The sequence below is a fragment of the Paenibacillus sp. MBLB1832 genome (assembly GCF_032271945.1).
GTDB lineage: Bacteria > Bacillota > Bacilli > Paenibacillales > NBRC-103111 > Paenibacillus_E > Paenibacillus_E roseopurpureus.
Genome location: NZ_CP130319.1, coordinates 1,430,790 through 1,443,661, shown reverse-complemented (window position 1 = coordinate 1,443,661; position 12,872 = coordinate 1,430,790). Strand labels below are relative to the sequence as shown.

The window sequence follows — 12,872 nt, the reverse complement described above, 5'->3', positions numbered from 1 at the left end:
GTAAGCGAATACATATTTGAAAGGAGCGAAGTGATGTACGTAAGAAAAACGATTTTGGCTGTTATGCCTGTCATTAGTCTTATAGCTAGCTGCCTGCCGTTGGGAACACCTGCCCATGCCGGCGTCTCTAGAACCTGGTGGGTATTTATGACCCCTGAGGATGCAGTCGCGCTTTACCAGTCACCTGGCTTTCATTCCATTCGAACGGAGGCAAGAACCTTCCATCTTTACGGATCCGCATGGCCGATTACGCCATTGGATCATGCCTCCATGTGGGTATACGACATGGGGATTGCCCAGGAGTTGTTAAGTGCCACCTATATGGCATTAAAGTATGGCCAATATGGTGGAGTCCCTAGCTCTGAAACCGATTTATACCTTAAGCGAATGGTGAGCAATTGGATGGATATCATTCAAGCTGGTCCCGCTAGCATGTTTACCAATAATATTCCCCAGCAATCCTCAGACCTGAATGGACACGAGGACCCACCTCTTCCCTTCCAGGCAGGCTGGTTTGAGGGGGATATTGCCTTGCGTTCCTGGCTCTCGGGCGCTCTGCAATCGTATGACGCCATTCGCGATGATATTACGTCCCAGGAACGGGAAGTCATCGATCGTTGGCTTGGTGATGTTGCAGACCAGTTATGGGAACGCACAGGAGCCTTATATCCGGATCTCGCAAACAACCGAAGCATGAGCGCTGCTGCCCAAGCTCATGTGATCGCACTTGTCCTTCAAGATAGATTGCGTTTTCAGTCTTATTTTGATGATCCCAATCGTAGTATGAAGCAAGTATTCTCCCAGCTTAATTATCCGCCTAATCCCAGTGCAACTCCTGCATTTCCTGATCGACCAGGATTCTCCAAGGAGATGAATGACCGTGACGGCCTTCACGGGATCGATACCGTAAGGCACGGTCTTCATGCCCTAGCTACATTGTCTTACGTGGCCAAACACGGTGGTCAATCATCGTGGGATGTATATGCCAATACAACGGATACAGCATTGCGCGACGGTATTTTTGACACGTGGTACGACATTGCAGGAGATCTCCATCAGACCTTTATCGATTATGCCCAATCCGTTGAAGCGTTGCAAGGGCTCCCCACAATGACAACACCCCAAATTCTCCAAGCGGGGGTTTGGGACGGATTCGCGTATTTCCAGCCCCGATTCATGAACATCGGTTCAACCTACGGCGTATCCAAATGGACTTGGCCCGGAACAAGGATGAATCATAATATCGGCGCCGTAACGATCCGCACAGGAGTGGAAATATTGCGTAAAGAGCGTTCCAGAATCGCAAATGGAATAACGACTGCTATTAATCCAGTTCCGTTATCCCAATGGAATACAACTCAACTCTCTCTTAATGAAACGATGCTCACGCCGCAGACTCGTACCTTTACCTTTCAGGCGGAAGTAAAACCAAGCTCTACCAGTGGCATCAGTTATATCGGGCTTGCTAATGACAAGGCTTCTTTCGGTGGAAAAACCGTTTTGAAGCTGCGCTTTAACTCCAATGGCAAGATTGAAGCGTTCAACGGATCGGCCTATGCGGCAAGCAACGTATCATATTCCGCTAATACTTCTTACAGTATTCGGCTTACTGTGGATGTCGTCAATCGGAACTATAGCGCTTATGTCACACCAAGCGGGGGCGTCGAGCAAACCATTGGCACCGACTTGAGCTTTGATACAAGTGTTCCCAACGTAACAAGCATCAAATGGTGGGTATATAAGAATGATGGCTCTAGACTCGATATCACCGTGCCGCGAACTTCCAGTTCCACCTCAGCCGTCCCTTATACGCCAACCGCAGGGTTGCCTTCAGTGACAGGAATTCAAATAGGCTTTGAACCTGGGGAAGGTTACACCGTGGGGAATGACGTGAAGGGGAGTCCATCCGCCGTTGGTACCAAGTGGAGTTCGGATGTAGCCAATATATTTACGATCGTAAATGGGATAGGCAATGGTGGGGGGGCGGCCGCTCAATCCAGTTTACAAGCACAAGCAAACAAAAGTATTTATTATAAGCCTGTCTCCAATGAATTGGGTGGACAGATCGGTTATCCCACTTCTCCCATAAGTGGTCAAGTCCAATTCAGTGTGGATGTACGGCTGGATTCCGATCCGGCCACGATGGAGAGCGGAATGTCATGGCTGTTGTCGTTTGGGAGAGATAGCAACGGGTCCCTGACAGGAAGAGCTGTTCGATTGGAAATAGCGGATAACGGACAATTGAAGTATTACAGTGGCAGCAATTCCATAAAAGCGAAGACAGCAAGCGGCACCGATTATAAACTAGTCAAAGGGTCTTATGTTACCCTGGCGGGAATTATCGATTACAATACCGATCAATTTACCCTGTCCATTGGCGGCATCACCCAGAACAACGGAAGCTGGATCTCAACCATTTCTTCCAATTTGGATGAATTCGGCGGAATCTATTTTACACAAGGCGGTACTTCCCAATATAAGCAACTCAGCATTGACAATCTTACGCTTTGGAAGCTTCCCTAGAACCAGCCGCCTCCAGTCCCGGACAATGCTTACATCCTCATCCCCTACATGGAATCCCATTACAAAGACACTTCTATAACCCTTCAAACCTTGGTTAACAGCCGGTTTGTTGCAAACAAAATAGAAGAAGTGAGCCCACTTAAGGTCCACTTCTTCATTTTCCTAATAGTGTGAGTTATCAGTCTCGTTCCATACCCCAACGTAAGTAAGTTTCCACTTGTATCTTGTAAACACTTTCCGCAGCAAGTCCTCATAGATGGTCCAATTCTTTACCACACCATAGGAATGTCCATCGTAAGTAAGCCATATTGGAACCTTGGTCACCAGAAGCATCATCTTCTGCCCTTTGATCACAACCGTCGGCAGAAGAAATAATGTAACTACAATCTTGCTGAAAAGATTACCAAAATTAGTAACTATCTCCACGGAATGGAAAACCGGTTGCATGGAATTGGACGCCTTGTAGGCGTTTCATGCGGATCGTCTTAATTTCGAAGGGAGTAAACGCAAGACAAATCGATGTATCGACTACGTTTAGCGAGTGAAGCTCCCGTTCCATCAAATCGCATTCGGATGCAGACAAAATAGATGTGTGCGGAAAAATAACCTTAACCGGAGTCCTCGCTCCATGATTCTCGTATAGTCGCAGGATTAAATCATCGGATCCATCCTCCGCAGGCTTCAGGGCCGACAAGAACACACCTCCGGCTGACTCCAAGGTCAACCATGTCTTTTCACTTACAGCCTCCGATTCCGGAGCAATTGGATATACAAGGAATGGAACGTTGAATTTCCAGCCCTCCTCGTCCACCCGCCCTGTTCTCCAATCCCCCTCATGCAGATAAAGCGAATATGTAAAATGATGATGACCGATATCGCAGGTGGTATCCGGGTATTTCGGTGCCTTCAGAAGTGTGATCCGCATTTGACCGTCCTTGATATCGTGCCCAACCCAATGGGCGAATACTGCCTGCGTTGGGAGTTACTGCCTGCTGATGGCAAATCGGAGGACCATAAACATCAAGAAAGCATAGAATATCAAACGATGAAAAATTATTTCTCCCATTGTTATCCTCACGCCTTCGAGGATGATGCCCGTATAGACCAAAAGTTTGAGCGTATCTTCAACGAACTTGAAGCGCCCCGTGTGGGCTCTCACCTGCGTGTCCAAGCCATTCTCATCGACTTGATGGTGGACGTCCTCCAGTCCATCCAAAGCTACCGCGCAGAGAGTACGCATCGTGACCCTAAAGCAGAGAACGAGCTTCGCCTCAACCGGATACAAGAATTCGTTCAGAATGAGCTTCACCGCCCAATTACTGCAGAGGAAGTAGCCCACCTTGTCTTTCTCTCCCCACGGCAAATCAATCGTCTGCTGCAAAAGCAGTTGGGATGCTCCTTGATGGAGCTTATTGTAAAATACCGATTAGAGCAGGCGGTATACTCGCTGCAGCACTCCAATTTATCCATCGAGGATATCGCCCTTTGCTGCGGATTTACCAGCCGATACTATATGTACCAAGTGTTTCGGAAGTATGGATACCTCCCGCCAGCTGAGCTGCGAGCACATCTACAAAAGCTATAGATAGTGAACCTCTCTTCTGAGCCGGCAGTTGTTCTTTTTCCGCGAAACCCTGCAAGTATTGTTAGTTGCCAAACAAAAAGTGTTTGTTGGTTCGTCAATCTCACATGCTATAATGGAGACAACGCCCGATCACCCTATCATCGGGAGACTGTCATGAAACCAATAAGCGCAAGAGGAACATTTCATTAAAAACTTCTCATCTCGCTGTTGCTGCTCTCGAGCATACCGGTTGCTCTGTTCGGGCTATTGTCCTCAGAGATCAGCAACCGGGTAATCAGCGCCGAAACCAATCGGACGCATATGGCATTCCTTAATCAAGTAGAGAAAGAAATGAATGGCGTTTTTAAAAAGTTCGACGAATTGATGCTTCAATATACCTACCAGAACAACTCGCTTCTCCAATTTACGCAAGAGGAGCTAAGCTCTCGTAATGTGCGTACGATGCTTGATTTATACGGGGTGCTGAACAATTTGCGCAGCGGGTTGGAACATGTTGCCGAAATTGATTTTTATAACACTGCTCAGAAGAAAATCTTTACATCCAAAAGTTTGCTTCTGGATACCGATGAATTCGGCGATGCGAGAGCGATTGATCTAGTAAGTAAAATGCACTCCTATGGAGCTTGGCTGGACACTCGTACCGATGTCAACAAGCGAATTCCCCTTCCGGTCATCACTTACATAAGACCTGTGAACAACACCAGCTTCAGCGAGAATCGTGCTGCATTCATCCTCTACCTGCATGCTGTTTCCCTTAGCGGCAAGCTCAAGCTTGCAGAAGACGAACAGACCAGCTATTGAGGAACGAGGTGGACACTCTAACCGAAATGGAGAACGCGATTCTGGAGAGTCTGAAGCAAGGAAAGGCGGAAGAAGCGGTATCCACTATGCGAATGCTCTGCGAACGCATTATTCTGAAACATGCTTGCCGCGTTGTACACAAAAAATTCAAGGAGTCGTTCGGATATACCCCTTCGGAATACCTCAGCAAGGAATGGCAAAAAGCCCACGGTAATGGCTTACCGCGAGCTCATTAGAGTTACGTCTTTATTGAGCGAATAATGCCGCGTATAGCTGGGTCGCCAATCCCGTCCCCATCTGGGACAGGATGCGGTAGCCATCCCGCTGAAGCTCCTCCCCAGACTTGTTGTTCTGGCTGACACCGCCTAGTACCCCATCTGCCGTTAGAAAGTCGTCTAGCGCGTCTCGGGTCCTTTTCGCCGCAGCTGCCGCTCTATCTCCCAACACGCCCAGCTTCACCCCGATCGCCAGTGCGGTCGCTATGGCCGAGGAACCTGACGTCTCCGGACCCGTTACGGGCTCGTTGACATAGACACACCACAGGCCGTTAGGCTGCTGGCGGGATATGGCCACATCGGACACGCGTGCAAGCTCCCGCTCCAGCTCCTGGATCCTGCTGTGCTCGCTGTCCCCCAAGCCTTCCCAGCCCTTCAGCTCGCGAAGCGTGCGAGCCAAGCCCAGCATGTACCAAGCATAGGCGCGCGACCAGTTGCAGAAGCTGCGGGTACCGTTCGCATGATGACGGAGGTATAAGTCTTCTCCAATAACGAGTCTTTCCCTGCGCACCTCGAGCTGACGGAGGGAGAGCGACGCCAGGTCGGACCGTCCATATTGCCGAGCCAGGATCGCCATCGGATACGCGATCGTGTAGCTTCCCTCGCCAGACAGCATCGAGCCGTCCAATATGGCACCGTCCTCTTGGCGTTCCGACAGCCAGAAGGTCAAGGCATGCTCGATCGCCGGGTGCTCCGGTTTCAATTGAGCGAGCGTCGCGAACGGCAGCGTTCCTTCAATCCCGTACACCTTGCCATCTACCGGCTCGCTGCGCGGGTTCTCGTAGTGCAACTCCCCCTTCTCATCGAAAAAGAGACGGAGATGGGCTTCGGCCGCTTCGCGGAAACGACCGCCTCCAAACGCCTGCTCGAGGTCAAGCAGCCCATCCAGAACGCACCCTTCCAGCCAACCGAAGGCTTGGACCGACGATAAAGAGGCCATCGTATCCTGGAGTCTTTCCATGGGGAGACTAGTCTTCTCCTCTTCATAGAGGATATGAGGCGCGAGAAGTGGCGCTTCCACAGGCACTTCGGAGAAGATCCAAACCGGAGCACTCCCCCGTACAAGCCTCAGTTCCACGCCGTCCCGGCCAGCCTCGTCCACTTGGGCAGCAGTTAATTCACTCTGGTGAGGCTGAAGCACGGAGGCGAATCGAATATCGAATAGGCCGAGCCGCTTTCCGGTAGCAGCATTCAAAGCCTCCACCACCACCTCTTCCCGCAAATCCAACGCGATAGAAACCCGCAGCCACGCCTTGCCTGTAGGCTTGGGGTGAGTTGCAAACCGAAGCCGCACCGCTTCCTCCGGACCTTTGCCAATTGAAAGTGCCTTCCACCCGAACGGAATTCGTTTGCCGGCAGGAACGGCACTCTCCGATCCATCTGCTTGAGAAGTGAGAACATATGAAGCCAACTTGACACAACCTCCTACACTTCTACATATAAACGCCCGTCCTGTTGATGGACCGTATACGTTCTCAACCGCATCTTAATCCCACTGCATACTGGTTTCCCACTATTCAGTTCGAATTCCCAGTGATGCCACGGACACCGAAGCACCCTTCGACCCGAGTCCAGCTCATAGACGGCGGATGGTTGACTGCCCACCACCTCAGCCATGAGAGGTGCCTCAACCTTACCCTCGCAAACCGGAGCATAGGCATGCGGACAAACATTGAGAACCGCGTAATACTTCCCTTCTTCATGAAAAATACCAATCTGCTGCTTCCCGATCGTCACCAGCTTGCGTTGCCCTTCCTGGAGATCGCCGATATCCGCCACATGATGGAGTGCCATTATCCATCTCCTCCTTCAACCCAGCCCAAAGAAGGCGGCGGCGTTGTCATGCATGATTTTCTGACGAGCGGATGCCGGAAGCTTCTTCACGACGGTCGTAGGCTCATCGAAGTCCCAATGCGGGTAATCGCTCGCGAACATCAAGAGATTCTCCGCATCGATCATATCGAAGATTTGGTGGAGATGCTCATGCTTGCGAGGCTCCTCTAGAGGCTGCGTCGTGAGCCGTACATGATCAGCTATATATTCGCTCGGCAGTCGCTTCAGCCAAGGAGCTTGCTGACGAAGCCCTTTATAATGAGCATCCATCCTCCACAGCAAGTGCGGTAGCCAAGCCACCCCTCCTTCGACAAGGAAAAAGCGCAACTTCGGGAACCGCTCGAACACGCCCTCAAGGAGCAGGCTCGTCAGGTGGCCCATATAAATCTGTGAGACTCCCGTATGCCACTCCAGATAGCTGCGGGCAATCCCCGATGCCGTTGGGGAAGCCTGCGCGAACATCGCTCCGCCCTGGCCCGGGTGAATGCCGATCGGAAGGCCTTTGCGCTCCGCCGCTTCGTAGATCGGATAGAAGAAGCGATTGCCGAACGACACCCGACTTGTCGAGGAGAACCAGACGGCTACGATGTCCGGGTGATCGCCGAGACGCTCGATCTCCTTGGCCGCCAAGAGGGGGTCCTGGTGGGCGACCCAGAGCGCCATTTTGAACCGCTTATCTTTGGGAAGCCAATGCTTAATCGTATGATCGTTCCATGCCGAGACCATAGCTGCGGCATAGTCCGGATCAGGAATGCCCGTTATGTGATGGCCCGAACCGGTGAGGAGCGCATAAGAATATTCGTATTTATCAAGGAGCTGCTCGATCAGATAATCGGGATCCCCGCCTGGCGGGCCTCCTGCAGGTGGGAACGAATCACCACGCATTCCACCTTCCTGCTGAAGAATGCCGGAATCCAGCCTCCGTTCGCCATATTTCAACAATTCGCTTCGCCAAGGCTCAGGTAAAAATTCCGCAAGCTCCCGGGAATCCTTCCGGGCGTGATGCACGTCGCAGTCAATAATCATAGCGGCACTCCCTCTAGTATCATAATGATAACCCTCGTTTCTACTTCGATTGTATCAAGTCGAGGGAGGGAGCGCTTTCGCACGATTGACCTAAGATTTGCGTAAACTTGATGTCCATTCCTTGCGATACTGGGTCGGACTCATACCCGTTATTTGCTTGAACATATGGCTATAATGCGCGAGCGTAGAGTATCCAACTTGCAAGGCAATGTCGCTTATTGGCATTCCCAGCTTCTCCGTCATCAGCTCACAGCTCTTCGAGATGCGAGCTGCGATGAGGAAGCGATGAAAGCTAGTTCCGATCTCTCGCGTGAAGCTGCGCGTCAGATGCTCTTCGCTGATGGCGAATCGCTTGGCCATCCTCGCCAGCGTCAACTCCTCCTCGAGATGCTGAAGCGCGTATTCGATACTGTGTTGAACCAGGGCAGATACTTGCTGATCGTCTTCGGGTTTGGAGAAGACAGGAGAGGACATCCGCTTCAGGAGCACGACCATCTCCAGCAACTTTGCGAGCCCAAGCTCCCTCCAGCCTTCTGACTTCATCCGCAGCTCTTGCTCGATAACACGGGCTTGCTCCTGAATGCGAGCATAGGCCTCTACGTCCAGTTCCAGCTGTAAGGGCTCGCCCTCCCGCAGCCAGTCTAGCGCCATGAGCGGCAACAAGTTCTTCTCGGATAATCCCATCCACACGTCAGGATCGAAGCAAACAACCGTACGCTTGAAGGTTTTCTCGGCAAGACCGATGAAGCGGTGGGGCTGGCCCCCTCGATGAACGATCACCCGCCTCGCCTTTTGAACCCAGAAGTGGTCCCCCGAGACGAACGCTGCCCGTCCTTCACTTGTGATATGAATCTCAACACCTGGCTGTTGATGCCACGTCGTCTGAGTGATCGGTTCATCCAGTTGAATATGAATCGGAAACTCCTTCAGCCGCTCCTCCACTTCCCTATTCCACCGTGGATCTCCACCGGGTACGATCGGTCCTTCAAGGCTCATGCATTCCCTCCTGCTCGATCCAGAAATCCTTACCTCCACTCTAACATACCAAGCTGTCACGCAAATACAGAGAATATCCTCATCCCTGTAGTGGTAGATGAATCAACTCGCCTTTATAGGCAACAACACAACCAGCATTCTCTCCTGTCTCATGCAACTGTACCTTGCATAGTGGTCGGTCCTGACCACGATAAGGCACAATAATAGTAGCATAGCGTCGGGTCGGCTTCGTATTTGCGACATCAGTCAACTCCAGTCGTACAGAAGGCCGAGAATGGTCCATCGCTTCCGAGATTAGACCGGGAAGTAACTCCCCTTTTAAGCCTCCGCTGGAGTAAACCGCAACGTTTACATCCTTGTTGAACGATGCCGCCATCTGCTCCGTATCATCCCAGCGGACGTCTTCTGCATCAAGGTGCCAATACTGCGACACAATATCCTCATGCTGAAGACCGGTCAAGGTGTCCAAAACCGCCAGAAAGCGACCTGGCACTAGGACCAACTCGCGTCTATGGACTGAAGGCTTGTAGCTATAATGAACGGCAGAGGCTCTTAACCATTCTCCATCATCCTCACAGCCTTCAATCCACCCCGATTCCTGGGGTCCGAATGTCCACGAATCCACATACTCAAACGGCTCATTACCGTTAATCAAAATTGTATTATGCCAGGAACCGGATTTAAAATGACGTCGCTCCGGCTCCCGCCAATATCCATAACGCCCCGGATCGATTACAAGTGCTTTGCCTAATGCTGTGAAATCGAAGCTCGCTGGGTCTACATGCGCATGGCTGTTGTAAACAGGCAGCCGACATGCGAAGAAAACGCTGTATGCCTCCCTTGACCAGTCCGATCGCATCGTAACCTGCTTTAACTCCTTGTGCCAGTACAATCTGGGAGGTTCCTCCCTATTCCCTGGTTCTTCCGTTTGATCGCTGTCACGGAGAAGATGGAACAGTTCGGGATAGTGGAAGAAGAGCTTGTTTGCCATAGAAGTCGATCTTGCTCTGCCCATTAATCCTTGCACAATTTGCAACTGTTTATGCGTGCCGTATATCAACGCTCCAATCCAAGCTATTTCACCAGGGTACTCATCGGGGTCCGAATCACCCCACGGAACCGCTGCTCCAGTTGGCCGACAGGTCTGTACCGCATAATCGACAGCGAGCTTCATCCGCTTCAGAAAGAACGGTGAAAAAGTGATATCACTTCGCATCGCATGGTATACAACTTTGCTTAGGTGACTGATCACGGCATTATGGTAATGCGGGCAGCCTTCTACCTGCCCTCCCTCCGCTGTGAATTGGCGAACCAGACCCCGATCCAGCTCATCCAGCGCAAATTTACGCCATTCTTTGGCGTCAGGCAAATCCGGATAGAGGATAGAAACCGATAATAGCCCCGCCATCTGCGTAAAGTAAAAATTATGATCGGCATTCGGGAACAACATGGGGCTAATTTGCCGAAGAACAACTCCGTGTTGCCTTACGACGTCTTTTACTTGCTCCTCCAACATGTCAAGGAAGCCTGGGATCCCTTTTAGAACCGTAAGAACGAATGGCCATACCTCACACATTCGAAAGCCAACTTCTAACTGCCGCCACCCATCTAGCCCATTGAAAAGCACTGCAGCTTCCTCCGCATGTTCAGGAATCGGAGGACACGGGTTTCTAGCTATCCAGTCTGCAAGTTCTCTTCTTATACATTCCACGTAAGATTGCTCACCGGTTAGAAGATAAGCCTGCGCCAAAGTGCGCCAATGCTGCATCCGATTTAATGTCCAAACATAGCCCTTATCATTAAACTTATTGTGAGTCCAATCTGGCGGACTACCGATATATTCCAATTTTCCTTGAGTTCCTGGCAGTACCTGTTTACCTTTGAGCGCCAACTGCGCTTTTATAACAATAGATTCTACCAAGGATGGGTCTTCCTCGCGTAAGTAACAGGCAATCTGTTCGAATGCTACATTCACAGCAAATGAAACCTCCTGCATGGGGTAATAGTTCATTTAAGGATAATCCAAGTTAAGAGAATCGTACATACAGAAAAATACTCAGTTTTTGGATTATTGATCACTGCATACTCCGCCGGCGGCACCAGCTGTGTTGTCCGAATACAACCCGTATCCTCTTCTTCAATCATTTATAATGAAGCCCGCGGTAGGAGTTACCGCGGGCTAGCATAATACCTGCATTCCTTATTTTTGATTCGCTTTGTAGCCTGCATTCATTTCCGCAATATATTTTTGGTAAGCCGAATCGTCCTTAAACGATTTCACCAGCTTGTCGAAGTCGTCCATGTTGCTCTTGCCGATGACTACGTTCATAACACCGTCCTGCAGCTTCTTCGTCCAGTCTGCGCCTTTCTCTAGTCCTGTCGGGGAGACCAGACCGGCACTTGGGTCCGGGTACGAGTTCGGAGCAATTGCGTCGATCACCTGATAATTATGCTTGATTTCCTCGTCAGTCATGCCTGACGACTCGCCACGGGAATATTTATTAAAGATGCCCGACAACCATTGCGAGGAGTTGGAGGTGTACTTCTTCTTCCCTTCTTCCGTTTGCGTCACCAAGAAAGGCAAGGATGTTGTCTTGTAATCGACGTCTTGTATGCCATAAGCCGTCAAGAAATAGCCTTCCTTCGTTGCTGTGTAGTCATAGATTTCCAGAATTTTCTTAAGTTTCTCTTCATTCACGCTCTTCTTATTAATAACCATCTGACCAAAGGAACCGGACGCCTTATCATAATAACGCTTACCGTCGGGAGCGGCTGGCAGCTCGTAAGATACGAATTTTGCCTTAGGGTCGGTCTTCTGAATAATCTGATTATAGCCAAAGGAATCGTTCACATTGCCAAAGGCAATACCGGCTTTCCCTTGAACCATCTGATCCTTGCCCTGGCTTGATTTCAGAATAGGTAAATCTTGAGGTAGGAAGCCTGCCTTAAACGCCTTGCTCCAGTATTCTATCCCTTGTCGGAATTGAGGAGTAAGGAAGGAAGGAATAATACCGCCTTTCCCATCCAACGTCCACTTATCGCTTGTTCCGAACATAATGGTGTAGGAATTAGCAAAACCACCTTCTCCTGTAGCACCTACGGCGTACGTATCTTTCTTACCGTTTCCGTCTGGATCATTATTCGTGAACGCATCCATGACTTTCCACAATTCATCCATATTCTGCGGAACCTTCAATCCGAGCTTATCGAGCCAGTCCTGACGGATCACAAGGGAGCGATGGCCATCAAGCGGACGAACGCGCGGAATGCCGTACGTTTTCCCTTCGAATAATAGACCTTTGTAAATCGCAGTATCATATTTGGCCAAATTCGAGTAATTCTTAATGTACGGAGTCAGCTCCCAGAACGCACCCTGCTTGGCGGCATTGGCGTAGCTCTGAACACCATTCAGGTCCCAGACTAAGGTTACATCCGGCAGATCGTTGGAAGCGAGAAGCGCGTTCAACTTTTCTTGATAGCCGTTAACAGGCGCATATTCGAATGACAGCTTGACATTAAATTTTTCATTAAGCTTCTTGATGGCTTCCACGTCTGTAGGTGGCGCTTCTGCATAGGTTGTAGTCAAGATTTTAATGGCAATGGGCTCCTTGCTGGCTGCCTTCGTAGCCTGCGGGGAAGCGGAAGCACCCGTGCCCGATTGATTACTAGACCCGCAACCTGCCACTGTAGCCGCCAAAGCGATTGTGATCGAGCCTGTCAGAAACTTCGTACTCCAATTTCTCATGTTTATAACCCTCCCAAGACTATTATGGTTGTTCCGACTTCGTGATACAAGACCCGTGGCGGCGAACCTAATTACGCGTTCCTCAACT

General features: G+C 50.4%; 12 protein-coding genes. 5 read left to right on the top strand and 7 right to left on the bottom strand.

Annotated elements, in window-relative coordinates:
• Positions 1 to 33: 33 nt before the first annotated feature.
• Entirely contained in the window at positions 34 to 2,523 is a 2,490-nt protein-coding gene (locus tag MJB10_RS06585; protein WP_314802776.1) for a hypothetical protein, read from the top strand.
• A gap of 409 nt (positions 2,524 to 2,932) precedes the next feature.
• Here MJB10_RS06585 and MJB10_RS06580 read toward each other — a convergent pair whose 3' ends face one another.
• Entirely contained in the window at positions 2,933 to 3,448 is a 516-nt protein-coding gene (locus tag MJB10_RS06580) for a glycosyl hydrolase-related protein (RefSeq protein ID WP_314802774.1), read from the bottom strand.
• 120 nt (positions 3,449 to 3,568) lie between these two features.
• Between MJB10_RS06580 and MJB10_RS06575 the strand changes: the two genes are divergently transcribed.
• From MJB10_RS06575 to MJB10_RS06565, 3 genes are all read left to right on the top strand, one after another.
• On the top strand, positions 3,569 to 4,108 hold the full coding sequence (locus MJB10_RS06575; RefSeq protein WP_314802772.1) for an AraC family transcriptional regulator: 540 nt from the start codon (positions 3,569 to 3,571) through the stop codon (positions 4,106 to 4,108).
• 246 nt (positions 4,109 to 4,354) lie between these two features.
• Positions 4,355 to 4,909: a hypothetical protein gene (locus tag MJB10_RS06570; protein WP_314802770.1), complete on the top strand. Its 555-nt coding sequence runs from the start codon at positions 4,355 to 4,357 to the stop codon at positions 4,907 to 4,909.
• 26 nt (positions 4,910 to 4,935) lie between these two features.
• Positions 4,936 to 5,145, top strand: a complete 210-nt coding sequence (locus MJB10_RS06565) for a hypothetical protein (protein ID WP_314802768.1) — start codon at positions 4,936 to 4,938, stop codon at positions 5,143 to 5,145.
• A gap of 10 nt (positions 5,146 to 5,155) precedes the next feature.
• Here the strand turns inward: MJB10_RS06565 and MJB10_RS06560 are convergent, their stop codons facing one another.
• Complete coding sequence (locus MJB10_RS06560; protein WP_314802765.1) at positions 5,156 to 5,800, bottom strand: glycoside hydrolase family 88 protein; 645 nt, start codon at positions 5,798 to 5,800, stop codon at positions 5,156 to 5,158.
• 57 nt (positions 5,801 to 5,857) lie between these two features.
• On the opposite strand from MJB10_RS06560, the gene MJB10_RS06555 reads away from it, so the two are divergent.
• The gene (locus tag MJB10_RS06555) at positions 5,858 to 6,115 is read left to right on the top strand and encodes a hypothetical protein (protein WP_314802763.1); all 258 of its coding nucleotides are present in this window, start codon (positions 5,858 to 5,860) and stop codon (positions 6,113 to 6,115) included.
• A 494-nt stretch (positions 6,116 to 6,609) separates the two neighbouring features.
• Here the strand turns inward: MJB10_RS06555 and MJB10_RS06550 are convergent, their stop codons facing one another.
• The 5 genes from MJB10_RS06550 to MJB10_RS06530 all read right to left on the bottom strand — a co-directional run bounded on the left by MJB10_RS06550 (position 6,610) and on the right by MJB10_RS06530 (position 12,784).
• On the bottom strand, positions 6,610 to 6,978 hold the full coding sequence (locus MJB10_RS06550) for a Rieske (2Fe-2S) protein (protein WP_314802762.1): 369 nt from the start codon (positions 6,976 to 6,978) through the stop codon (positions 6,610 to 6,612).
• Between the two features lie 15 nt (positions 6,979 to 6,993).
• Positions 6,994 to 8,043: an amidohydrolase family protein gene (locus tag MJB10_RS06545; protein WP_314802760.1), complete on the bottom strand. Its 1,050-nt coding sequence runs from the start codon at positions 8,041 to 8,043 to the stop codon at positions 6,994 to 6,996.
• 90 nt (positions 8,044 to 8,133) lie between these two features.
• A complete protein-coding gene (locus MJB10_RS06540) occupies positions 8,134 to 9,039 on the bottom strand; it encodes an AraC family transcriptional regulator (RefSeq protein WP_314802758.1) in 906 nt (301 codons plus the stop codon).
• Between the two features lie 79 nt (positions 9,040 to 9,118).
• Positions 9,119 to 11,014: an alginate lyase family protein gene (locus MJB10_RS06535; RefSeq protein ID WP_314802756.1), complete on the bottom strand. Its 1,896-nt coding sequence runs from the start codon at positions 11,012 to 11,014 to the stop codon at positions 9,119 to 9,121.
• 225 nt (positions 11,015 to 11,239) lie between these two features.
• Complete coding sequence (locus tag MJB10_RS06530; RefSeq protein ID WP_314802755.1) at positions 11,240 to 12,784, bottom strand: extracellular solute-binding protein; 1,545 nt, start codon at positions 12,782 to 12,784, stop codon at positions 11,240 to 11,242.
• Positions 12,785 to 12,872: the final 88 nt, after the last annotated feature.

Excerpts from the sequence above, each read along its gene's own strand:
- MJB10_RS06585 (WP_314802776.1), top strand. The coding sequence starts at position 34 with ATGTACGTAAGAAAAACGATTTTGGCTGTTATGCCTGTCATTAGTCTT.
- MJB10_RS06580 (WP_314802774.1), bottom strand. The coding sequence starts at position 3,448 with ATGCGGATCACACTTCTGAAGGCACCGAAATACCCGGATACCACCTGC.
- MJB10_RS06575 (WP_314802772.1), top strand. The coding sequence starts at position 3,569 with ATGAAAAATTATTTCTCCCATTGTTATCCTCACGCCTTCGAGGATGAT.
- MJB10_RS06565 (WP_314802768.1), top strand. The coding sequence starts at position 4,936 with ATGGAGAACGCGATTCTGGAGAGTCTGAAGCAAGGAAAGGCGGAAGAA.
- MJB10_RS06560 (WP_314802765.1), bottom strand. The coding sequence starts at position 5,800 with ATGCTGTCTGGCGAGGGAAGCTACACGATCGCGTATCCGATGGCGATC.
- MJB10_RS06555 (WP_314802763.1), top strand. The coding sequence starts at position 5,858 with ATGCTCGATCGCCGGGTGCTCCGGTTTCAATTGAGCGAGCGTCGCGAA.
- MJB10_RS06550 (WP_314802762.1), bottom strand. The coding sequence starts at position 6,978 with ATGGCACTCCATCATGTGGCGGATATCGGCGATCTCCAGGAAGGGCAA.
- MJB10_RS06545 (WP_314802760.1), bottom strand. The coding sequence starts at position 8,043 with ATGATTATTGACTGCGACGTGCATCACGCCCGGAAGGATTCCCGGGAG.
- MJB10_RS06540 (WP_314802758.1), bottom strand. The coding sequence starts at position 9,039 with ATGAGCCTTGAAGGACCGATCGTACCCGGTGGAGATCCACGGTGGAAT.
- MJB10_RS06530 (WP_314802755.1), bottom strand. The coding sequence starts at position 12,784 with ATGAGAAATTGGAGTACGAAGTTTCTGACAGGCTCGATCACAATCGCT.